Below are 21,099 nucleotides of genomic sequence, written 5' to 3' on the forward strand. Positions count from 1 at the left end.
GTCAGTGCCCTCGGGATGAGCGTGAAGCTCAGACGCGACGCTGCGCGCGCAGCTCGTCGCGGATCTCGGCGAGGACGGAGATCTCCGTGTCCTCGACGTCGGCCGGCTTCTCGAAGCGGGCCTTGGCAGCCTCGTACGGCTTGACCATGAAGAAGTACACGACGAAAGCGAGGATGAGGAAAGCGACGAGAACCGTGAGGAACGCGCCCACCGGAACGTCGCCCGGCTTCCAGTTGTTGAAGTCCGGCGTGCCGCCGAGCTTGCCGATGAGGCTCATGACGACGTTGACGAAGGCCTCGACGACCTTTGCGAAGGCGCCCGCCATGATGAACGCGACGGCAAGCTCGATGAGGTTGCCGCGCATGATGAAGTCCTTGAAGCCCTTCATGGCTTCTCCTTACTACTCAGTACCAGTGAAAAGGTGCGAGGTGAGCGTACCCATCCAGGTGAGACACAAAGAAATGCGGCAATCCCCCAGCGTGCCGGAATTCGTGATAACCGGGCGGTCAAGGACTGACCGTGAGGAACAGATCTGACCAGGACGAGTGTCCATCATTGGTATGGCGCGCAATTTTCATCACGTCGGGCGGCGTGAGGGCCACGAGAACAGGTGCTCGATCGACTCGATTCGACACGTCCGCGCTGCGGGACTTCGTCTCGAATGGTGGTACGACTGGCGCCGCCGAGGTGAGGCGCGTGCCGTCGGGTGCCCAGACGTCGACGCGTGAGGTGCGAGTCAGTCGGTCCGCTAGTGCGGCGTCCGCGTCGATCGTCACGAACTGTCGGCCGCGCAGCTCAGGGCGTTCGGAGTTGTCGGTTGTCGACGCGCCGGACGAGGGGGATGAGGAAGCAGGGACGTCGTGGGTTCCACCGCCGGTGCCACGAGTGCGGCAGCGGCGAGGCAGACGCAGGCGCCGAGTTTGCGGAGTCGACGTCGCCTCGTGGCGGCGGCTCGGGTGGGCGCATTGAGACGGTGGACGACGTCGAGATCGCGCAGGCTGGGCATATGTCGACGCTAGGCGCGTGGCAGTTACGCGTCACGCGGGACGCCCCGTGCCCTGTGGAAGAGGCCCACCGGCCGTCAGGGTTGGGGAGAAGTCAGTCGCTGGACGAACTCGACGAACCACTGTCGGCCGAGCCGGAACGGCTGTCCGTGCGGTAGAAACCGCTGCCCTTGAACGTCACGCCGACGCCGTCGAACACCTTGCGCAGGTCGCCCGAGCACACCGGGCACGTCGTCAACGCCGGGTCGGAGAAGGACTGCCGCTCCTCGAAGCGGTGGCCACAGTTCTTGCAGGCGTAGACATAGGTGGGCATGGTCTCCTCCAACGGGGCGAACGGCGGGCGCTCGTTCTTTCGAGCGTCATCGTAGGACAGGGGCGGGGGTGGCCGCTCTCGCCCCGCGAAGCTCAGGAGTGACCGGTCCCGGCATGCTCGGTGTCCGGGCCGGTGTCGGTACGCCAACCGGCCAGGCGGCCACCCGCGCTCACTTCACGAACGCGCTGGGCGGCGAGACCACGCACCGACTCCTTCGTCACGACGAGGAGTTGGTCGCCGGCGCGCAGGACGCTGCGCTCGTTCGGGACGTATCCCTCGTCACCGTTGACGACGAGGGTGACGTTGGCTCCGACCGGCAGGCGCAGTTCGTAGACGCGCACGCCTATGAGGCGTGAGGTCGGGCCCACCTTGACCTGGAGCATGTCGGCACCGAGGTCCGTCAGGGGCGTGTTCTCGACCTCCAGCTCGACGGTGTGGGCTTGCTCGTCGATGCCGAGGCGTTTGGCGACGAAGGGCAGGGTCGGCGCCTGCAACAGGGTGAAGACGATGACGAGCACGAAGACGAGGTCGAAGATCCATCGCGTGTCGGACGCGCCCAGCGTCAGCGGCACGGTCGCGAGAACGACGGGTACCGCGCCGCGCAGTCCGGCCCAGGACAGGAAGACCTGCTCACGCCACGAGAAGCCGAACGGTGTCATTGACACGAGAACAGACGCGGGGCGCGCGATGAGCAGGAGGACGAATCCGACGACGATCGCCGGCACGAGCTGGTCGGCGAGGCGTGACGGCGATGCGAGCAGCCCGAGGAGAACGAACAGACCGATCTGTGCGAGCCACCCGAGGGCCTGACCGAACCCGCGCACCGCCTGACGGTGTGGGATGTTCATGTTCCCCAGAACGAGCGCGGCGAGATAAGTGGCGATGAAGCCGCTCGTGTGGACCGTCGCGGCTGCGGCGTACGCGAAGACGCCACCCGCGACGACGCCGATGGCGAACAGGCCGGACGAGCCCGGCGCGATGCGTTGCGAGAGTGAGCCCAGCACCCAGCCGACGAGCAGGCCGACGAGCGCGCCGCCAGCAAGTTCGAAGACAGCCGTTCCGGCGAGTTCGAGAATGGTGTGGTGCTCGCCGCCGGGTACGACCTCGCTGGCCAGCGCCATCACGAGGAGGACGACGGGGGCGTCGTTGAAGCCCGACTCGGCTTCGAGCACGCCGGTGAGGCGGTGCGGGAGAGGGACCTTGCGCAGCACGGAGAAGACGGCCGCGGCGTCTGTAGAGCTGACGATGGCGCCGAGCAGGAGCGAGGTCGACCACCCCAGGTCGAGCAACCAGTGGGTGAGTGCGCCGACCACGCCGACGGACACGAGGACGCCGAGCGTCGACAGGAGCAGTGCCGGGGCCACGGACGAGCGGATGCTGCGCCATTCCGTCGTCAGGCCGCCCTCGATGAGAATGAGCACGAGTGCGGCGTAGCCGAGAACCTGAGTGAGGTTGTCGTTGGAGAAGTCGATGCCGAAGCCGCCCTCGCCGAGCACGACGCCGATCGCGAGGTAGATCAGCAGGGTCGGCAGCCCGGAGCGGTTGGCCAGGCGCACCGCGGCGACCGCGACGAGGAGAACCATAGAGCCGACGAGAAGAACGAAGGGAAGGTCGTCGGTACCGAAGCCCGTGCCGGCCGCTGATGCGATCATGCGCCGCCCCCTCCTACCCGCTCACCGTTCGTCGTCACTCGGCATTATCTCAGGGGCTCGCGCAACCACGTGAGCCCGTTCACGGTGAGCACGGCGTCGACGCGCTCGTCGTGGGCCTGCGTGGGGAAGTCGACGCCGAACTCGTCCGGAAAGACGACGGCGATGACGGGCGTTCCCTCACGGCGCCGGGGGAGCGCTCGGTCGTAGCAGCCGCCTCCTTGCCCGAGCCGTTCCCCGCGCGCTCCGATGGCAAGGGCGGGTGCCACGACGACGTCGGCGAGCGCGATGGCGTCCTTGCCGAGATCCTCACCGGTTGCGAGGTCGCGCCACGACAGATCGAGGTCCTCGAGGGTGATGGGGACGATGACTCGGCCGTTCTCCAACAGGCGCGCGTTGAGCGGTTCGAGATTCGACTCGGTGTCGAGCGGCTCGAAGGTGGCGACGCACGACGCGGCGCGCAACGCCGGTTCCGCGAGACGGAGCAATCGCCGCCCGTCGGCCTCACGCTCGGACGTCTCACCCATGTCACGGCGGGCCCGTCGCGCGGCGCGCAACGTGCGCCGGACGGCACGTTTAGCCTCCCGTGACGCCGCGTTCACCTCCGGCCCCGTGGAAGCGTCGTTGTCACCCATGACGAGTAGCCTAGGAGACATGACTGAATCGACGACGCCCGCCATCCGACGCCGTGCGCGCAAGGCCGTCATCCCGGCCGCCGGCCTCGGTACCCGCTTCCTGCCCGCCACGAAGGCCATCCCGAAGGAGATGCTGCCGGTGGTCGACAAGCCGGCCATCCAGTACGTGGTGGAAGAAGCCGTCCGTGCGGGCGTGCCCGACATCGTGACGATCACCGGCCGTTCCAAGGCCTCCCTGGAAGATCACTTCGACCGCCACTGGGAGCTCGAGCAGGCCCTCGAGCGCAAGGGCGACGAGAAGCGCCTCAAGCGCGTGCGCAAGTCCAACGATCTGGGCGACGTGCACTTCGTCCGTCAGGGCGAGCCGAAGGGGTTGGGCCATGCCGTGCTCATCGGCAAGAACCACGTGGGTAACGAGCCGTTCGCCGTGTTGCTCGGTGACGACCTCATCGACGAGGGTGATCACCTCCTCGAGGAGATGATCGAGGCGCAGTTCAAGCACGGCGGTTCCGTCGTGGCCCTCATGGAGGTTCCGGCCGAACAGATCAACCTCTACGGCTGTGCCGAGGTGGAGCAGATCGACGGTGAGACCTCGGGCGTCGTGCGCGTCAAGGGCCTCGTGGAGAAGCCCTCGCCCGAGGAAGCACCGAGCAACCTGGCCATCATCGGCCGGTACGTGCTCGACCCGTCGATCTTCGAGGTGCTCGAGCGCACCGAGCCGGGCCGCGGCGGCGAGATCCAGCTCACCGACGCTCTGCAGGAGCGTGCGAACGCCACGGGTGACGGCGCGGGCGTGGTCGGCGTCGTGTTCAAGGGCAACCGCTACGACACGGGTGACCGTCTCGACTACCTCAAGGCCGTCGTGCGACTCGGCGTTCGTCACCACGACTTCGGTGACGACTTCCGGTCGTGGCTGCAGGAGTGGGTCACCACGGACGAGGGCAAGGGCAACGAGAAGCGCGCCTGACCCCCTGCTTCGAGCCGCCCCGGCAGCGCCCCCGCGAGGGACGCCGCCGGGGCGGATCTCTTCGTGTGGCCCGTTGTCGGTGATGAGCGGCACAATGTAGGGGTGATCTCCCACGACGACCATCTCGCGCGCATCCTCGCGGCGGCGCCTGCGCCGCGGGTGGAGCGTCTCGCTGTGTCCGGCGGATCGCTGCTCGGACGCGTGCTCGCTGCGGACGTGAGGAGTGCCGTCGAGCTCCCGGCGTTCACCAACTCGGCGATGGACGGCTACGCCGTGCACTCCGCCGACGTGAACGAGCCCTGTGAGCTGCCCGTCGTCGGTGACATCGCTGCCGGAGACACTCGCTCCCTGAGCTGTGAGCCCGGCTCGACCTGGCGCATCATGACGGGCGCACCCATGCCCGAGGGAGCGGACGCCGTCGTGCCGGTGGAGCTGACCGACGGTGGCGTGGAGCGTGTGCGGTTCGAGGCGGCGGCCACGCCGGGCAACCACATCCGTCATGCCGGCGAGGACGTACGGGTGGGCGACCTGCTCCTGCCGCGGGGTACGCACGTGGCGCCGCACCACGTGGCGGTGCTCGCATCGAGCGGCGTCGCGCAGGTCGATGTCGTCGCGCGGCCGCGCGTTGTCGTCGTCTCCACCGGTGACGAACTGCGGGCGGCCGGAAGCGAACTCGCCCACGGCCAGATCCACGACTCCAACGGCCCGATGCTCGCCGCGCTCGTCGAGGCCGCGGGGGCGCAACTCGTCGAACAGGTTCACCTGCCCGACGATGCCCGGGCCGTCTCGCAACTGCTCGAGCGGGCCGTGGAGAGCGCCGACGTCGTCATCACGACCGGCGGTGTGAGCGCCGGCGCGTTCGACGTCGTCAAGGAGGCACTCATCGACGCCGGCGACGTGACGTTCGACAAGGTCGCGATGCAGCCGGGCAAGCCGCAGGGGTTCGGGCTGCTCGGCGAGCGCCGCGTACCCGTCTTCACCCTGCCCGGCAACCCGATGAGCACGCTGGTCTCCTTCCACGTCTTCGTCCTTCCGACGCTCGACGCCATGGGTGGGCGCCCTCCCCGCGAGTGCGAGCGCGCCGTGGTCGAGCGCGGTTGGACGTCGCCGCCCGGGCGTGCGCAGTTCGCGCGGGTCGCGGTGCGTCGTGACGGTTCGGGGCGCCTCGTCGTCCACCCGAACTCACGCCAGGGCTCGCATCACCTCGGCGAACTGGCCGAGGCGAACGCGCTCGCCCTCGTACCGGCCGACGTCGACGTGGTTCAGGCGGACGACGAGCTCGACATCCAGATGCTGCTGACGAAGGAGTGACATGAGCGATCTCACGCACGTGCGGGCCGACGGCAGCGCGCACATGGTCAACGTGGCGGGCAAGGCCGTGACGCAGCGCTCTGCCTCGGCCGCCGGGCGGGTGCTCCTGCACCCCGACGCCATTGCCGCTCTGCGGGACGGCGCAGTGCCCAAGGGTGACGCTATCGCCGTCGCGCGTATCGCGGGCCTTCAGGCGGCCAAGCGCACCCCGGAGCTCATCCCGCTCGCGCACCCCATCGCCGTGCACGGAGTCGAGGTCGATCTCGACGTCTCTGACGACGGCGTCGACATCCGCGCCACGGTGGTCACCGCCGACCGCACCGGCATCGAGATGGAGGCGCTCACCTGCGTCAGCGTCGCGGCGCTCGCGCTCATCGACATGGTCAAGGCCGTCGACAGGCACGCGCGCATCACGGACGTGCGGGTCGTCGCGAAGTCGGGTGGCCGAAGCGGTGACTGGCATGAGTGATGCTCGCGCCGTCGTCGTGACGTGCTCCACGCGCGCCGCCGCGGGGCAGTACGAGGACGAGACGGGGCCGGCCATCGTGAGCTGGCTCGAGGGCCGGGGATTCGAGGTCGCCTCCCAGGTCGTGCCCGACGGCGACGCGGTGGGCGCCGCGATCGGCGCGGCCCTCGGCGTGGGCGCCGACGTTGTCATCACCACGGGTGGCACCGGCGTCGCGCCGAGCGACGCCACCCCGGAGCAGACGCGCCCCCACCTGTTGGCCGACCTTCCAGGTCTCGCCGAGGCGGTGCGCGCTCGCGGTGTTGCGGCGGGCCTCCCGACGGCGGTTCTGTCGCGCGGTCTCGCCGGCGTTGCCGCGTCGGCCAACGCGACGGGCCGGGCGCTCGTCGTCAATCTGCCTGGGTCGAAGGGCGGCGTGAAGGACGGCCTCGCCGTGCTCGACGGTGTCATCGACCACGTTCTCGACCAGTTGCACGGCGGTGCGCATTGAGCCGACGTCCGTGGCCGGTGACGATCGGTGGCGCCTGGAGCGGTTCGCGCATCGAGTTGCGGCCCCTACATCCTCGTCGTGACCGCGAGGAGTGGAGCGCGTTGCGCCGCGAGAGCAGCGCGTGGACGGGGCCGTGGGATTCGACGAACCCCTACCCGCAGCAGGCGTTGAGTTACCGCAAGGCCATCGCCTTCCAGGACGCCGAAGGGCGCGCGGGACGGCTGCTGCCGTGGGTACTCACCGTCGACGGGCGCCTGGCGGGTCAGGTGCACGTGTTCAGTATCGTGCGCGGCGCCCAGCAAGGCGGCACCATCGGGTACTGGATCGCCGAGCGATACGCGGGCCGAGGCATCACGCCGGCCGCGGTGGCCATGGCGATCGACCACTGCTTCGGCGTCGAACGGTTGCACCGCATCGAGATCAACGTGCGCCCCGAGAACGTCAATTCGCTTCGGGTGGTGGAGAAACTCGGACTCCGCGACGAGGGCGTGCGCCGTTCTTTCCTTCACATCGCGGGGGAGTGGCGTGATCACCGCACCTTCGCGGTGACGGCCGACGAGGTCGGTGCGGGCGGTCTCGTGGGGCGACTTTCGGGCTGATACCCGAAACCCGTCAGGAACGAGGCGCGACACGCCCGGCGTGTCTCACTCGTTGTGATGTGTTCGACCCATAGCCTTTGTGACGTGAGATCCAGCAGCCTGATTTTCTTCGTCATCTTTGCCGTGTGGGCTGCCTCCATGCTCCAGCACTGGGTGCGGCGCCGCGAAGACCTCGCAACGGCCCGCACCGTCGACCGATTCTCGGAGGCGATGAGGATGCTCGAACGTCGAACGCCGGTGAAGGCGCAAGCGACTCGTCGCGACGAGGAGGCGAAGCCGACGCTGCTTCGCCCCCAGGTCTCGGTCAAGGGTGCCAAGCCCGCTGCTGACGCTGCTGGCACCGAATCGGTCGCTCCTGCTGCCACTTCCACGTCGAAGGCGACGAAGCGCGTCGGTGGTCTTTCCCTCTCTTCCCCGGAGGTGAAGGCCAGCGCGCTCCTCGCCGCTCTGGCACTCCTCGTGCTCACCGTCGTGCTCGCGCCGTTCGGTGTCGTGCCGGCGTGGACGCCGCTGCTCGGTCTCGCTGCTGTCGGTGGCGTCGTCGTGTGGCTGCGCCGCAGCGCCATCGCGGCACGTCAGGCTCGCGCGGCCAAGCCGGTCGCTCGTCCGGCGCACGCGCCCAAGGCGTCCGCCGAGGGTGCGACGAAGTCCGCCGCGGCGGCGCCGACCGCGAAGGCTGCCGCTCCGGCTGCCACCTCGACGAAGCGTTCGCCGCTCGTTGCGCAGACGCCGGTCGAGCGTGAGGAAGCTGTCGAGGTCGTCGAGACCGAGACGCACACGGACGCCGTCGCGAAGGCCGAGGCCGAGGTGTTCGACGCGCGCCAGTGGGCGCCGGTCGACGTCCCGCGCCCGACGTACACGATGAAGGCCAAGGCAGAGCGCGAGGAGGTTGCGCCTGCGGCCACGGTCGACGAGACAGACACCCGCCCGCTCGCCGCCCGCTACGAGAACGCACCCGTCGACGAGATTCCCTTCGATGGCATGGCCCTCGACGAGGACTACGACGAACTGCCCGAGGTCTACCGCGCCGGCTGACCCCGCCGCAACGTCCTGACGAAGGCGCCCATCGCTGTGAAGCGGTGGGCGCCTTCGTCTGTCGCGGGTCGGCTGCTGCGTGGGTCGCCCTGTGGCGGCGGAAAACTCCCAAGGTTGGGCGTTGTAGGCCTGCCGACGGCCATGTTCGGCGAACAAGGCCCAAGGTTGTGAGTTCTGCAGACGAGGGGTGCCTGAGTCGGGTGGCCGCGTCCAGGATTCGTAAGATTTCGGCCATGTCATCGTGCACGACGACCGACCCGCCGATGAAGCGATCGGCCGCAGTGTTCCTCATCGGGTTGCTCGCCTTCGCCACCGTGGCGTTCTGCGGCATCGGAGCGATGGCCTGGCTTCAGGCCGTGCAAGACCGCGCCACCGAGCCGGTGAAGGTGCACGGCGTGGTCACGGACCGGTTCTCGGGCGGCGGGGCAGGAAAGTCTCCGCGGCTGGCGATCTATCTCGATGATCGCCGGCTGGGGTTCATCGAGGGTGAGAGGCGGGTGGGGGAGGAAGTCGAGGTGAACCGTCTCGGCTCCGGCCAGTACAGCTGGGACCGGCCGAGTGCGTACGGCCACCTGCTCATCCCGCTGGCGCTACTCGTCCGGCTGATCCCCGAGACGTTCGCCGTGAGGAGCATCGTGCGCGGCCAGCGCGGGGCGACGTCCACGCGAAGATGACGCGGGTGTCTCGGAGATGTCGACCGGGTGTCTGACGCTCGCCCTCGCAGCTCCTGCACAGGGTGGCAAGGATCCTTCCCTTGTGGTGTCCAAGGGGCCGGGTTGCGCGCAAGAAGGGAAGTTTCGGCCCTTCTTGCGGGAGGCGGCCACTGGGGTGGGTTCCCCTCCGCGCGCTATGGGGACTCCGTCGGGCTCGCTGGCGCTCGCCCTCCTCCTCGAATCACAGAGTTCTTAGATGAACAGCACGAAGGCCCCGCGGCGAAAAGCGTGCCGCAGGGCCTTCGTGCTGTTCAAGTGGAGCTATGGGGATTCGAACCCCAGACCTTCTCATTGCGAACGAGACGCGCTACCAACTGCGCCATAGCCCCTTGAAGCGAGTGACACGTTACCACCGAGGTGAACACTCGGCCAACCGGTGTCGGCGAGCCGAGACCTCGCGCACACAACGGGGCCCGCCCTCCGCGAACGAGGAGCGGGCCCGCCCGAACGAGCAAGGCCGAGCGTCAGACCCTCGGCGGCCCGGACGTCGCGACGTCGTCGGCCACCTCGGCAGTATCGGCCGACTCGACGGCCCTGATGATCTCGTCCTCGCTGCCCCCACGGAAGCCGTGCTTCGCCACACCGACCCCGATGACGACGGCCGCGAGGCCGAGCGTCAGGAACAGGTTGAGCTGCTGGTCCTCGCGCAGCGCCATCGCGCTCAGCGTGAACACGATGAACGCGATCGTCAGGTACGTCAACACCGGGAACGCCCACATGCGGACGGCCGGGCGGCGCCCGCCTTGTCTATCGCCGCACGTGCGCGCAGCTGCGTCACGGCGATGACGATGTAGACGAACAGTGCGATCGCGCCAGACGTCGACAGCAGGTACGTGAAGATCTTCTCGGGCAGCAGATAGTTGCCGAACACCGCGAGGAAGCCCACCGCCACGGACGCCAGGATGGCCACCTGCGGCACGCCGCGCTTGTTCGTCGAGGCGAAGGCCTTCGGTGCGTCGCCGCGCTGACCGAGGCTGTAAACCATGCGGCTGGCCGTGTAGAGCGCCGAGTTCAGACACGACGCAACCGCCGTCAGGATGACGAACGCGAGCACCGTCGCCAACTTGCTCAACCCCATGTTGTTGAGCGCCTCCTGGTAGGATCCGTTCTCCTGCAGCGAAGCGCTGTTCCACTTCGTCAGCGCGATGACGACGAAGATCGAGCCCAGGTAGAACAGCGAAATACGCCAGATGACGGAGTTCACGGCTTTGCGGATGCCCTCGACGGGGTTGTTCGACTCCGCCGCGGCGATCGTCACGATCTCCGTGCCCATGAACGTGAACATCGTTGTGAGCATGGCCGCGAGCACGCCGCTCCAGCCGTCGGCGAAGAAGCCGTAGTCGATGAAGCCGCTCAAGCCGGATGTGTGTGAACCGGGGAGCAGCCCGAGAATCGCAAACATACCGAGGCCGATGAACCCGACGATGGCGAGCACCTTGACGAGCGCGAACCAGAACTCGAACTCGCCGTAGTTCGCGACGGAGAACAGGTTCGTCACCGTGAGCAGTGCCGTGATGATGAGCGCGAACACCCACTGGGGCCAGTCGATCCAGCCGGAGAGGATCTTCGCGCCGGCCGTGGCCTCGACCGGGATGACGAGCACCCAGAACCACCAGTACAGCCAGCCGATCGAGAACCCGGCCCAGCGCCCCAGCGCGCGGTCGGCGTAGACGGAGAAGGAACCCGAGTCGGGGTTCGCCGTCGCCATCTCGCCGAGCATGCGCATGACGAGGACGACGAGCGTCCCGGCGAGCGCGTAGGAGATGAGAACGGACGGGCCGGCGAGCTTGATCGCTGCGGCCGAACCGACGAAGAGGCCGGCGCCGATGACGCCCGCGATCGAGATCATCGTGACGTGCCGCGGCTTGAGGCCGCTGCTCAGGGCCGACGGTCCGTCGGAGACAGGCTGGGGTGCGTTCATGCGTCGCACTCTGCACCCGGCACCTGCACCACGGCAATATGCACAATCGAAGTTTCGGCGATCGTGCCGGGATCGTGACCTGACGTGCTCGGGCCCCGACGCCGAGGGCCCGTCAGATCCAGGACGGTAGCCACATCCGCCAGCTCCAGTGACTGTGCGGGATGACCTGGGCCGTGTAGATCGGCCAGAAGAAGATGAAGACGCCGACGGCCAGCACGACGTACGCGCCGACCACCCCCGCGCCGATACGTCGACGCTTGAGCGAGGCGTGCGCCGGGCCGAGGATGAGGCCGAGACAGTACGTCACCGCGAGGATGACGTAGGGCGCGAAAACGACGGCGTAGAACGTGAAGATCGTGCGCTCCTGGTAGCCGAACCAGGGCAGCCAGCCGGCCGCGATGAGGGCGAGCAGGACGCCGGGGCGCCAGTCGCGGCGCAGCGCCCACATGAACAGGCACACGAGGATGGCGCCGATACCGGCCCACCAGATGCTCACGTTGCCGAGCGACGTGATGGCCTTCGAGCACTCGTTGACGCCGCACCCCTCGACGCCCCTGGCCGGGCTCTCGTAGAAGAACGACGTGGGGCGCGTCTGCGCCATCCAGGTCCACGGGTTCGACTGGTAGGTGTGCGGCGAGGTGATGCTCTTCGCCGAGTCGTACATCTGGATGTGGTACTGCCACAGGCTCCGCAGGGCGTCCGGCATCCACCCGAAGAGGCTCGAGTCGGGCGAGAAGCCGGTGTCCTTCGTCGCGGGGTTCTGTTCGGCCCAGTGACGACCCCAACCGTCGGTGGAGCGCAGCCAGCCGGCCCAGGTGACCAGGTACGTCAGGCAGGCCACGGGCACCATGATGAGCGCGCCGGTGAAGCCGTCCTTGACGATCGTGCTCGAGAACCAGCGGCGCGCCCCGATGGCGCGGCGGGCGCCCAGATCCCAGAAGACGCTCACGAGCCCGAGGACGACGAGGTAGAAGCCGTCCGACCACTTCGTCGCCATGCCGAGGCCCAGGCAGACGGCGGCGACCCAACGCCACGGACGCAGACCGAGCGACGGCCCGCCGAGGCGCAGCCGCTGGCCGATCTTGTCGTCGCCGTCCCACGTGCCGTCGTTCTTGAGCGTGGCGACCTTGTGGGCGAGCAGGCGACGGGTGCGGTCGCGGTCGGCGAGGATCGCGACGAACGCGGCGAGCGCCCAGAAGCTGACGAGCCCGTCGAGCACCGACGTGCGCGACATGACGAACTCCATGCCCTCGAACGCGGTGAGGATCGCGGCGATCGTCGCGAGGGTGGCGGAACGGAACAGGTGCCAGGCGGCACGCCCGACGAGGAGCACCGCAAGCGTGCCGGCGAGCGCGACGGAGATGCGCCACCCGAACGACGATGTGATGCCGAACAGGTGCTCACCGGCGCCGATGACCCACTTGCCGAACGGCGGGTGGACGATGAAGTCCGGCTCCGGCCCGTAGACGGTGGCGACCTGGTTGTGCGTGAAGAACGCGTCGGGCTCGGGCATGTTCTCGGGCACCTTGCGCTCGTGCCCGTAGAGCATCATCGACCAGCCCTGCTTGACGTAATACGTCTCGTCGAACACGAGCTGGTGCGGTCGCCCGAGATCCCACAGGCGGAGGAACCCGGCCAGAACGGTGACGATCAGGGGGCCGATCCAGCCCCACAGCTTCGCCTTCGCGGTGAGCGGTTCGCCGAGCAGACGGCGGCGCAGATCGAGTTCTTCGCGCGAAACGCCGGTGGCGGGCTCGGCAGTCGCCGATTCGTCGTCGGGCTCGACGCTCGTGCTCGCATTCACCGTGGGCCGTCCTCAGAGGTCGTCCGGCGGCGTGCGCCGGGCGTGGAACCTTGCGCCCCGAGCCTAATCGGTGCGACCGGAGCGCGTGCACGAGCCGTGACACGATGGGCCGGTGAAGCAGATCTCGTCGTCCGAGGGCGCCCTCGTCTTGGCCGCCACCCCGATCGGTGACCCCGCAGACGCCGCGCCGCGCCTCGCGCAGGAACTCACCGATGCGCCGGTCGTCCTGGCCGAGGACACGCGCCGCACGAAGCGCCTGTGCGACGCCCTCGGCGTCACGCCGAGAGGCACGATGCTGAGCTACCACGAGCACAACGAAGCCCGCCGCACGCCGGAGATCGTCGAGCGCGTCGCCGCGGGCGAGCGCGTCCTGCTCGTCACGGACGCCGGTATGCCGAGCGTCTCCGACCCGGGGTATCGCCTCGTCGCGGCGTGTGTCGAGCGCGACCTCGCGGTGACGTGTGTGCCCGGGCCGTCAGCTGTGCTCATGGCGCTCGCGGTGTCGGGCCTGCCCGTCGATCGGTTCTGCTTCGAGGGGTTCCCGCCGCGCAAGGCGGGGGAGCGTTCGCGCATGCTGGCGGGCCTCGCGGACGAGCAGCGCACGATGGTCTTCTTCGAGGCGCCGCATCGCTTGGCCGCGACGCTCGAGGCGATGGCGGAGGCGTTCGGCGGCGAGCGTCGTGCCGCCGTCTGCCGTGAGCTGACGAAGACGTACGAGGAGGTGCGCCGCGGCGGGCTCGCGGAACTCGCCGAATGGGCCGTCGAGGGGGCGCGGGGTGAGATCACCGTCGTCGTCGAAGGCGGTGCTGCGAAGGAGGTTTCGCTCGAGGACGGCGTCGCCACCGTGCTCGATCTCGCAAGTGGCGGCGTGCGCCTCAAGGACGCGTGTGCCCAGGTCGCGGAGGCCACGGGCCTGTCGAAGAAGGCGCTCTACGACGCGAGCATCGCGGCTCGCTGATCAGTCGAGGTTCTTGACGAAGTTCGTGCAGTCGGGGTCGAGCGGAGTGCGCAGTTCACCGCGGTCGGGGTCGCTCGGCGGGTAGCACGCCCACAGCACCTTCGTCAGGTTCCACGTCGACGCCGGCACGACGCCCTCGAGTTCGTGCGAGGTGCCCGCAGGTGACGGCGCGTCGAGGCGGGCGCGGACGTGAACGTCGTCGCCCTTGCGCTCGGCGGAGATGACGGTGACCGTCTTCGTCGCCACGTGCGCCGTCGACTTCTCGTGGGTGAGGTTGCGCCACGTCTGCACGCCGGCAATGACGGTGACCGCCAAGACGGCTCCGACGAGGACGTTGCGGATACGCCGACGGCGTCGGATGCGACCTTCGATGTCAGGGTCGCGGTCGAGTCGGGGGAAGGCCATCGTCAGACCACCCCGGCGGCGCGGCGCCGATCGGCTCGTCGCTCACGCATGCGCACGACGCTGCGCCAGAGCATCCACGCGACGAGGAGCAGCAGGACGAGAGCCAGCACCGGCGCGAAGACGGCGGCGAGGCTCAGGGTGATGGCGGCGGCGTCCTCGGCGGTGGACAGGACAGGGGCGGCGAAGCCCGCCGTTCCGGCGTTCGCGACGGGTCGGGCCGCAGCCTTGCCGGTGTGGAAGATGCCCGCGACGATGGCGCCGCCGATGAGGCCGACCCACGGGTGATCGGTCATCCAGGCGGAGCTGTCGAGGTCGGCGGCCGCGGCGGTGGCGGCGAACACGACGGCGCCGGACGCGGGACGCACGACGGTGCCGAGGGCGTCATTGACGGAGTCGAGGGCCGGGATCTTGTCCACGACCACCTCGCCGATGAGAAGAACCGCCCCGATGACGATGGCCCACGTGCTCTCGACCCACTCGAATCCGGCGGGCAGGTTGACGACGTCCGTGAAGCGCGCGAGGAGCGCCACGAGGAGGAACGGGATGTAGGCGTTGAGGCCTGCCGCAGCGGAGAGTCCCGCACCGGTCAGTGCAGCGAACATGGGCGTTCCTTGTCGTCAAAGCGTCAAAACATTGCGACAACTGTGGCACACGCACCCCTATTCCCCGATTCTGTAGACGTTCGGCGTCTTATATGACGCGCAACGTCTACAGAATCCCTCGGTCCGTGAGGATTCGTTCGATCTGGGCGAAGAACGGTTCGGGATTGACCCGGAGCGCCAGGCGCGGGATGCGTAGCGCAGTGAGGTTCTGGAGCATCACGTCGTTCTGACGCAGCGCGTCCGCAATCGGGGCGTCGCCGACGAAGTGGTGCGCGCCGTCCACCTCGACGACGAGACCGGCCTCCTCCCAGAGCACATGGAGGTGGATCCGGCCACCGACGCCGTGACGCGTGACCTGACGGCTCGGCACAGGCAACCGTCGGCGGCGGCATGCGCGGACGAAGTCGAGCTCACCCATCGATTCACTCCCGCCCGTGATGTCGGCAAGGACCCCCGTGATGAGCGCGCGACGCGGCAGCTTCGGTAGGAGCGTGAGGGCGTCGACGAGCTGATCGGCGCGGACGATGCGCTGCTGCACCGTCATCGCGAGGAGCGTTGCGGCCTGCCGATCGCTCGCAGCCCACGCTGCAGCACGGAGTGCGGCAACGGACGGGTGCGCCCGGGCGACGGGGTGCGGCAGGAGTCGCGGAACGGCTGCCAGGCAGTGGTGGTGGATCGTCGCGCTGCGCGGCCCGCCGCGCGAGAACCCGGACTCGGCATCCGGCGGAACAGCGCCCTCGGCGCGCCCTCGTGAGCCTCGCGGAAGCCCGACGTCGATACGCGACGAGCGCCATCCCTCGAAGCCCGCGAGGACGAGGGCCGCCTCACCGTCGGCCCACGCCGAGGCGCGGCATTGAGAACGCTGCTGATGATCACGCTCCGAACCGGGCACCACGGTGCGTCGTGGATTCGAAGGGCGTGGGCGCCGTGGGGTGACCACCGCCCGGCACGAACCTGCGTCCGTATCGCGTGACGATCGATGCCGGCGGCGTTCAGTTGCCGCCGCGACACGACGCCGAACGTCGGCGTCGCCAACTCACGCGCGAGTTCGGCGACCAGCCGGGACGAGGACTCCATGCACCCCAGAGTGACCAGAGCAGCGGCCCGCCCGCAGAGCCCCTGTGGACAACCCGATTCTGTAGACGTTGCGCGTCATATATGACGCGCAACGTCTACAGAATCGGGTTGTCGTGAACGCCACGGAGCTGATTTGTCGGCGCCTCCTAGACTGGCCCGCATGACCAAGGTGCTTTCCGCTGTTGCCTGGCCGTATGCCAACGGCCCCCGTCACATCGGGCACGTCGCCGGATTCGGTGTGCCCTCCGATGTCTACAGCCGCTACATGCGGATGGCCGGCCACGACGTCCTCATGGTGTCGGGTACGGACGAGCACGGCACCCCGATCGTCATCATGGCGGAGAAGGCGGGCAAGACCCCGCAGGAGTTCGCGGACGAGAACGCGAGCATCATCGTCGACGACCTCGTCGGCCTCGGCCTGTCGTACGACCTGTTCACCCGCACGACGACGGCCAACCACTACGACGTCGTGCAGAAACTGTTCCTCGCCCTGTATGAGAACGGTTACATGGTGGAGCAGACGACGAGCGGCGCCATCAGCCCGTCGACCGGCCGCACGCTACCCGACCGCTACATCGAGGGCACCTGCCCGATCTGCAAGTACCCCGAGGCGCGCGGCGATCAGTGCGACAACTGCGGTAACCAGCTCGACCCCACCGATCTCATCGACCCGAAGTCGAAGATCAACGGCGAGACGCCGGAGTTCATCGAGACGCAACACTTCTTCCTCGACCTTCCGGCCCTCGCCGACGCCCTCGCGGCGTGGCTCGACGGCCGTGAGGCGGAGGGCTCGTGGCGCCCGAACGTCATCAAGTTCAGCCAGAACATCCTCAAGGAGATCCGTCCGCGCGCCATGACGCGCGACATCGACTGGGGTATCCCGGTGCCGCTCGACGGCTGGCGCGACCTGCCGACGAAGCGCCTCTACGTGTGGTTCGACGCCGTCGTCGGCTACCTGTCGGCGTCCATCGAGTGGGCGCGCCGTCTCGGCGAGCCCGACAAGTGGCGCGAGTGGTGGAACGCCGACGTGGCGGGCCAGCTCGTCGACCAGACCGCGGCCGCGAGCGAAGCGAGCACCGGTGACGCGACGAGCGCAGCGAGGAGCGGCGCCCAGAAGACATCAGAAGTACTTCGCATGATCGCGACGAAGGAGCGATCATCGCGAAGTACTTCATGGGGAAGGACAACATCACCTTCCACAGTCAGATCTGGCCCGCGGAGCTTCTCGGTGCGAACGGTGAGGGCTCGAAGGGCGGTTCGGTGAGCGAGTTCGGTCGCCTGGAGTTGCCCAGCGAGGTCGTGAGTTCCGAGTTCATGACGATGGAGGGCAAGCAGTTCTCCACGAGCCGCGGGCACGTCATCTACGTCAAGGACGTCGTGGAGCGTTACGGCCCGGATCCGCTGCGCTACTTCATCTGTGCGGCCGGGCCGGAGGCGCAGGACGCCGACTTCACGTGGGCAGAGTTCGTGCAGCGCAACAACTCCGAGCTCGTCGCGGGCTGGGGCAACCTCGTCAACCGCACGGCGAACATGATCCACAAGAACTTCGGTGAGATCCCGTCCCCGGGCGAGCTGGACGACGTCGATCGCGCCGTGCTCGAGCAGGTGCGCGGCGGCTTCGCCACCGTCGGATCGCTCATCGAGCGCAACCGACTCAAGGCGGCGCTCACGGAGACGATGCGCCTCGTCGGTGAGGCCAACCGCTACGTCACCGTGACGGAGCCGTTCAAGCTCAAGGGCGACGATCAGCGCGAACGTCTCGCGACGGTGCTGCACACGCTGGCTCAGTGTGTCGTCGACCTCAACACGATGATGGCGCCGTTCGTGCCGTTCTCGGCCAACCTCGTGCACGAGGTCATGGGCGGCGAGGGCGAGTTCATGCCGATGCCGGTGGCGAAGGAGGTCACCGACCTCGACGACGGCCGCCCGTACCGCATCATCACGGGCGAGTACTCGAACACGCCGTGCTGGCAGCCGCGCGACATCACGCCGGGCACGCCGGTCGCCAAGCCGAAGCCCGCGTTCAAGAAGTTCGACCCGTCGGTCGTCGACGAGGAACTCGAGCGGATGAACGCCTCGGCCTGAGCCGAGGGCGAACACCCCGCGAGGAGGGGCGATGAACGACGAGAACCGCACGTACCGCGACAAGCCGGAGGCGCCTCAACCGTTGCCGCTGGCCGTCGTCGACAACCACACGCACCTCGACATCAGCCGTGACGGGGCGCCGAAGCCCGACGTTCGCCGCACGATCGACGAAGCGGTGGCGGTCGGCGTCGACCGCATGGTGCAGGTCGGGTGCGATCTCGACGGAGCGCGCTTCACCGAACGCGTCATCGACGAGCACCCCGAGCTTCTCGGCGCGGTCGCGCTGCACCCCAACGAGGTGCCGAAGCTCGCCGAGGCGGGCGAGTTGGACGCGGCGTACGTCGAGATCGAGCGCATCGCCCAGCACTCCCGGGTGCGCGCGGTGGGGGAGACGGGCCTCGACTACTTCCGCACCGGCCCCGACGGCATCGCCGTGCAGCAGAGCGGTTTCCGCTGGCACATCGCCCTCGCGAAGAAGCTCGGCAAGGCACTGCAGATTCACGACCGTGACGCGCACGACGACGTCATGCGCATCCTCGCCGAGGATGGCGCGCCGGACGTCACGGTGCTGCACTGCTTCAGCGGTGACGTCGAGATGGCGCGCGAGTGCGTCGAGCGCGGGTACTACGTCTCGGTGGCGGGCGTCGTCACGTTCAAGAACGCGCGTGATCTGCGCGACGCCCTGGCCCAGGTGCCGCTCGAGAACCTGCTCGTCGAGACGGACGCTCCGTATCTGACGCCGTCGCCGCACCGTGGCGCGACGAACGCCCCCGCGCTCGTGCCCCTCACCGTCCGGGCCCTGGCCGAGGTCAAGAACGTCGACGTCTCGACGCTCTGCGCGGCCCTGAGCGAGAACTCGGAGCGCGTCTACGGACCGTGGTGAACGCCTCGTACCCCGGCAGGTCCGAGTCGCTCGAGGCACCGATAGGAGCCGATGATGTGACGAACGCCACACGCACGGCTTTTCGCCTGCGATAGCGCGTGTTTCAGAGTGGCCCCGCCTGACTCGCGTTACATTTTCGTTACCTTGGTTTGATCCGTGCCCGTGCTTCCGGCAAGGTGTATCGGGTTCGCCCGAGTCTGGATCACCGGACGCGCCGCCCCTCGAAGGGGGCTTCGGCCACGTTCTCCTAAGGAACGTCAGCCTCTTCCCGCTGTTACCGCAGCGTGCGCGTGCGCCCAGTGCCGGGACCTACGACATCGGAGCATGATGACCAACCTCACCAGCCGCACCACGTCCCGCTCGCTCGCCGCCGTCGCTGCTGTTGCGGCCGCCTCGACGCTCGCTGCCTGCGGCACGTCCGACTCGAACACGGCGTCCGACGTTCCCGCGATCAGCTCGAGCTCGTCGAGCACCTCCTCCTCCACGCCGTCCCCGAGCACGTCCTCGGCGAAGCCGTCGGAGAGCGCCACGTCCAAGCAGACGCAGGCCACCAAGAACGACTCGAAGCGCGCTTCGCGCTCGCAGGCCCGCCAGGCCGCCCCGGCTCTCACGTACGTGAACTGGACCCAGGTCGAGGCCGTCCCGAACAAGACGGTTTACGTCTACAGCAAGGACATGCCCAAGGGCACGTCCAAGGTGACGCAGGCCGGCCGCGACGGCGCCGCCACCGTCACCTACCGCTCCGCCAAGAAGGGCGAGCGTGTCGTCTCCTCGAAGGCGATCGACTCCAAGGTGACCAAGAGCGCCGTGCGCCGCGTCATCACGATCGGCACGGGTCAGGCCCAGGCCGCCCAGCCGCAGGCTCAGAAGCAGGTCTCGCGCTCGCAGGCCCGTCAGGCTGTGACGCAGCAGTCCGCACCGAAGAAGCAGCAGTCCGCTGCTCCCGGCGGCAGCTCGCGCTCCGGCTACTGGAACCGCATCGCCTCGTGCGAGTCGGGCAACAACTGGAGCATCAACACCGGTAACGGCTTCTACGGTGGTCTGCAGTTCACGCAGCAGACGTGGGCCGGCTTCGGCGGTACGGCGTACGCGCCGCGCGCCCACCTCGCCACCCCGGCGCAGCAGATGGCGATCGCCGACAAGGTCCTCGCCGTGCAGGGCCCGGGCGCTTGGCCGGTCTGCCACAAGCGCTGACCAACAGGTCGTTCGTGACGAAGCGGTCGTCTCCTTCGGGGGGCGGCCGCTTCTCGCATGCCCGATAGGGTGGGCGCATGGTTGACGACGCCGCGCAGGCTGCACGTACCGAGCCCGGCGAGACGCGGGGGTTGCTGTCGGCCGCTGACATTCGGGCGCTCGCCGAGCGTCTCGGGGTTCGCCCGACGAAGACGTGGGGGCAGAACTTCGTCATCGACCCGAACACGGTGCGCAAGATCGTGCGCCTCGCCGGGGTGGGGCCGGGCGACCACGTCGTCGAGGTCGGCCCGGGGCTCGGGTCCTTGACGCTCGCGTTGCTGCCGCAGGTCGCCGGCGTCACGGCCATCGAGGTGGATCCGAACCTCGCGGCGCAGCTACCCGCCACCGTCGAGACGTTCGCGCCGGCTGATGCCGACAAGCTCACCCTCGTCCAGGCCGACGCGCTCACGGTCACGTCGTTGCCGCACGAGCCGACGGCGCTCGTCGCGAACCTGCCGTACAACGTGTCGGTGCCGGTGGTGCTCAACTTCCTCGAGTTCTTCGCCTCCCTCGAGCGCGTGCTCGTCATGGTGCAGCTGGAGGTGGCGCAGCGCCTCGCGGCCGAGCCAGGCAGCAAGGTCTACGGTGTCCCGAGCGTCAAGGCGGCTTGGTACGCCGACGTTCGCCTCGCCGACCGTGTCGGACGCAACGTCTTCTGGCCCGCTCCCAACGTCGACTCCGGTCTCGTCGCGATGGCGCGCCGCGAGCCGCCGACGACGAGCGCGTCGCGCGAGAGCGTCTTCGCCTGCATCGACGCGGCATTCGCGCAGCGTCGCAAGACGCTGCGGGCGGCGCTGGCGGGGTGGGCGGGCGGTGCCGACAAGGCCGAGGCGGCGCTCGTCGCGGCCGGCATCGACCCGCGTACCCGCGGTGAACGCCTCGGCATCGAGGAGTTCGCGGCCATCGCCGCAGCGCGAGAGGCCATGGGCGACACGCCGCGTGCATAGGG

21 protein-coding genes, 1 tRNA gene and 1 pseudogene are annotated in these 21,099 nt (G+C 68.6%); 12 read left to right on the plus strand and 11 right to left on the minus strand.

Annotation, left to right across the window (positions count from 1 at the left end):
• Positions 1-28: 28 nt before the first annotated feature.
• The 4 genes from D1832_RS12220 to D1832_RS12235 all read right to left on the minus strand — a co-directional run bounded on the left by D1832_RS12220 (position 29) and on the right by D1832_RS12235 (position 3,601).
• Positions 29-388, minus strand: coding sequence for an MscL family protein (locus D1832_RS12220; RefSeq protein WP_047312278.1), 360 nt, complete (start codon positions 386-388; stop codon positions 29-31).
• 710 nt (positions 389-1,098) lie between these two features.
• Positions 1,099-1,317, minus strand: a complete 219-nt coding sequence (locus D1832_RS12225; RefSeq protein WP_047312570.1) for an FmdB family zinc ribbon protein — start codon at positions 1,315-1,317, stop codon at positions 1,099-1,101.
• A 92-nt stretch (positions 1,318-1,409) separates the two neighbouring features.
• Complete coding sequence (locus D1832_RS12230; RefSeq protein ID WP_118914369.1) at positions 1,410-2,969, minus strand: potassium/proton antiporter; 1,560 nt, start codon at positions 2,967-2,969, stop codon at positions 1,410-1,412.
• A 44-nt stretch (positions 2,970-3,013) separates the two neighbouring features.
• Positions 3,014-3,601, minus strand: coding sequence for a 5-formyltetrahydrofolate cyclo-ligase (locus tag D1832_RS12235; protein WP_182434782.1), 588 nt, complete (start codon positions 3,599-3,601; stop codon positions 3,014-3,016).
• A gap of 19 nt (positions 3,602-3,620) precedes the next feature.
• Between D1832_RS12235 and galU the strand changes: the two genes are divergently transcribed.
• From galU to D1832_RS12270, 7 genes are all read left to right on the plus strand, one after another.
• Entirely contained in the window at positions 3,621-4,568 is a 948-nt protein-coding gene (gene galU, locus D1832_RS12240) for a UTP--glucose-1-phosphate uridylyltransferase GalU (RefSeq protein WP_118914372.1), read from the plus strand.
• Positions 4,569-4,670: 102 nt separating this feature from the next.
• Positions 4,671-5,879 carry a molybdopterin molybdotransferase MoeA gene (locus D1832_RS12245; protein WP_118914374.1) on the plus strand — a complete coding sequence of 403 codons (1,209 nt, stop codon included), beginning with the start codon at positions 4,671-4,673 and terminating at the stop codon, positions 5,877-5,879.
• A 1-nt stretch (position 5,880) separates the two neighbouring features.
• A complete protein-coding gene (gene moaC / locus D1832_RS12250) occupies positions 5,881-6,348 on the plus strand; it encodes a cyclic pyranopterin monophosphate synthase MoaC (RefSeq protein ID WP_118914376.1) in 468 nt (155 codons plus the stop codon).
• Entirely contained in the window at positions 6,341-6,835 is a 495-nt protein-coding gene (locus tag D1832_RS12255; RefSeq protein ID WP_118914378.1) for a MogA/MoaB family molybdenum cofactor biosynthesis protein, read from the plus strand. Before moaC ends, D1832_RS12255 begins: the two co-directional genes overlap by 8 nt.
• On the plus strand, positions 6,832-7,434 hold the full coding sequence (locus D1832_RS12260) for a GNAT family N-acetyltransferase (RefSeq protein ID WP_118914379.1): 603 nt from the start codon (positions 6,832-6,834) through the stop codon (positions 7,432-7,434). Before D1832_RS12255 ends, D1832_RS12260 begins: the two co-directional genes overlap by 4 nt.
• Before the next feature lie 84 nt (positions 7,435-7,518).
• Positions 7,519-8,469: a hypothetical protein gene (locus tag D1832_RS12265; protein ID WP_118914381.1), complete on the plus strand. Its 951-nt coding sequence runs from the start codon at positions 7,519-7,521 to the stop codon at positions 8,467-8,469.
• A gap of 233 nt (positions 8,470-8,702) precedes the next feature.
• Positions 8,703-9,143 carry a hypothetical protein gene (locus D1832_RS12270; protein WP_147362698.1) on the plus strand — a complete coding sequence of 147 codons (441 nt, stop codon included), beginning with the start codon at positions 8,703-8,705 and terminating at the stop codon, positions 9,141-9,143.
• Positions 9,144-9,438: 295 nt separating this feature from the next.
• Here the strand turns inward: D1832_RS12270 and D1832_RS12275 are convergent.
• From D1832_RS12275 to D1832_RS12285, 4 genes are all read right to left on the minus strand, one after another.
• A tRNA-Ala gene (locus D1832_RS12275) sits at positions 9,439-9,511 on the minus strand.
• Positions 9,512-9,646: 135 nt separating this feature from the next.
• Positions 9,647-9,886, minus strand: a complete 240-nt coding sequence (locus tag D1832_RS16135; protein WP_338067325.1) for a hypothetical protein — start codon at positions 9,884-9,886, stop codon at positions 9,647-9,649.
• Positions 9,880-11,103 carry an amino acid permease gene (locus D1832_RS12280; protein WP_338067326.1) on the minus strand — a complete coding sequence of 408 codons (1,224 nt, stop codon included), beginning with the start codon at positions 11,101-11,103 and terminating at the stop codon, positions 9,880-9,882. The genes D1832_RS16135 and D1832_RS12280 overlap by 7 nt, the downstream gene beginning before the upstream one ends.
• A gap of 112 nt (positions 11,104-11,215) precedes the next feature.
• Complete coding sequence (locus D1832_RS12285) at positions 11,216-12,907, minus strand: dolichyl-phosphate-mannose--protein mannosyltransferase (RefSeq protein ID WP_118914384.1); 1,692 nt, start codon at positions 12,905-12,907, stop codon at positions 11,216-11,218.
• Positions 12,908-13,028: 121 nt separating this feature from the next.
• Here D1832_RS12285 and rsmI point away from each other — a divergent pair, with 121 nt between their 5' ends.
• On the plus strand, positions 13,029-13,865 hold the full coding sequence (gene rsmI, locus D1832_RS12290) for a 16S rRNA (cytidine(1402)-2'-O)-methyltransferase (RefSeq protein WP_118914441.1): 837 nt from the start codon (positions 13,029-13,031) through the stop codon (positions 13,863-13,865).
• On the opposite strand, the gene D1832_RS12295 is transcribed toward rsmI, so the two are convergent.
• The 3 genes from D1832_RS12295 to D1832_RS12305 all read right to left on the minus strand — a co-directional run bounded on the left by D1832_RS12295 (position 13,866) and on the right by D1832_RS12305 (position 15,767).
• Positions 13,866-14,270, minus strand: coding sequence for a hypothetical protein (locus tag D1832_RS12295; RefSeq protein WP_118914385.1), 405 nt, complete (start codon positions 14,268-14,270; stop codon positions 13,866-13,868).
• 2 nt (positions 14,271-14,272) lie between these two features.
• On the minus strand, positions 14,273-14,872 hold the full coding sequence (locus D1832_RS12300; RefSeq protein ID WP_118914387.1) for a DUF4126 domain-containing protein: 600 nt from the start codon (positions 14,870-14,872) through the stop codon (positions 14,273-14,275).
• 106 nt (positions 14,873-14,978) lie between these two features.
• On the minus strand, positions 14,979-15,767 hold the full coding sequence (locus D1832_RS12305; protein WP_118914388.1) for a PDDEXK family nuclease: 789 nt from the start codon (positions 15,765-15,767) through the stop codon (positions 14,979-14,981).
• A 342-nt stretch (positions 15,768-16,109) separates the two neighbouring features.
• Between D1832_RS12305 and metG the strand changes: the two are divergent.
• The 4 genes and pseudogenes from metG to rsmA all read left to right on the plus strand — a co-directional run bounded on the left by metG (position 16,110) and on the right by rsmA (position 21,097).
• A pseudogene (gene metG, locus D1832_RS15895) lies at positions 16,110-18,034 on the plus strand (methionine--tRNA ligase).
• Positions 18,035-18,065: 31 nt separating this feature from the next.
• Positions 18,066-18,917, plus strand: coding sequence for a TatD family hydrolase (locus D1832_RS12320; protein WP_118914391.1), 852 nt, complete (start codon positions 18,066-18,068; stop codon positions 18,915-18,917).
• A gap of 327 nt (positions 18,918-19,244) precedes the next feature.
• On the plus strand, positions 19,245-20,111 hold the full coding sequence (locus D1832_RS16025) for a resuscitation-promoting factor (RefSeq protein WP_206609400.1): 867 nt from the start codon (positions 19,245-19,247) through the stop codon (positions 20,109-20,111).
• Positions 20,112-20,188: 77 nt separating this feature from the next.
• A complete protein-coding gene (gene rsmA / locus D1832_RS12330) occupies positions 20,189-21,097 on the plus strand; it encodes a 16S rRNA (adenine(1518)-N(6)/adenine(1519)-N(6))-dimethyltransferase RsmA (RefSeq protein WP_118914394.1) in 909 nt (302 codons plus the stop codon).
• Positions 21,098-21,099: the final 2 nt, after the last annotated feature.

The organism is Dermacoccus abyssi (assembly GCF_003515945.1).
Classification (GTDB): Bacteria; Actinomycetota; Actinomycetes; order Actinomycetales; family Dermatophilaceae; genus Dermacoccus; species Dermacoccus abyssi.

What these genes read in the sequence shown, in the direction of transcription:
- D1832_RS12220 (WP_047312278.1), bottom strand. Translation starts at nt 388, where the DNA reads ATGAAGGGCTTCAAGGACTTCATCATGCGCGGCAACCTCATCGAGCTT.
- D1832_RS12225 (WP_047312570.1), bottom strand. Translation starts at nt 1,317, where the DNA reads ATGCCCACCTATGTCTACGCCTGCAAGAACTGTGGCCACCGCTTCGAG.
- D1832_RS12230 (WP_118914369.1), bottom strand. Translation starts at nt 2,969, where the DNA reads ATGATCGCATCAGCGGCCGGCACGGGCTTCGGTACCGACGACCTTCCC.
- D1832_RS12235 (WP_182434782.1), bottom strand. Translation starts at nt 3,601, where the DNA reads ATGGGTGACAACGACGCTTCCACGGGGCCGGAGGTGAACGCGGCGTCA.
- galU (WP_118914372.1), top strand. Translation starts at nt 3,621, where the DNA reads ATGACTGAATCGACGACGCCCGCCATCCGACGCCGTGCGCGCAAGGCC.
- moaC (WP_118914376.1), top strand. Translation starts at nt 5,881, where the DNA reads ATGAGCGATCTCACGCACGTGCGGGCCGACGGCAGCGCGCACATGGTC.
- D1832_RS12255 (WP_118914378.1), top strand. Translation starts at nt 6,341, where the DNA reads ATGAGTGATGCTCGCGCCGTCGTCGTGACGTGCTCCACGCGCGCCGCC.
- D1832_RS12270 (WP_147362698.1), top strand. Translation starts at nt 8,703, where the DNA reads ATGTCATCGTGCACGACGACCGACCCGCCGATGAAGCGATCGGCCGCA.
- D1832_RS12280 (WP_338067326.1), bottom strand. Translation starts at nt 11,103, where the DNA reads ATGAACGCACCCCAGCCTGTCTCCGACGGACCGTCGGCCCTGAGCAGC.
- D1832_RS12295 (WP_118914385.1), bottom strand. Translation starts at nt 14,270, where the DNA reads ATGGCCTTCCCCCGACTCGACCGCGACCCTGACATCGAAGGTCGCATC.
- D1832_RS12300 (WP_118914387.1), bottom strand. Translation starts at nt 14,872, where the DNA reads ATGTTCGCTGCACTGACCGGTGCGGGACTCTCCGCTGCGGCAGGCCTC.
- D1832_RS12320 (WP_118914391.1), top strand. Translation starts at nt 18,066, where the DNA reads ATGAACGACGAGAACCGCACGTACCGCGACAAGCCGGAGGCGCCTCAA.
- D1832_RS16025 (WP_206609400.1), top strand. Translation starts at nt 19,245, where the DNA reads ATGACCAACCTCACCAGCCGCACCACGTCCCGCTCGCTCGCCGCCGTC.
- rsmA (WP_118914394.1), top strand. Translation starts at nt 20,189, where the DNA reads ATGGTTGACGACGCCGCGCAGGCTGCACGTACCGAGCCCGGCGAGACG.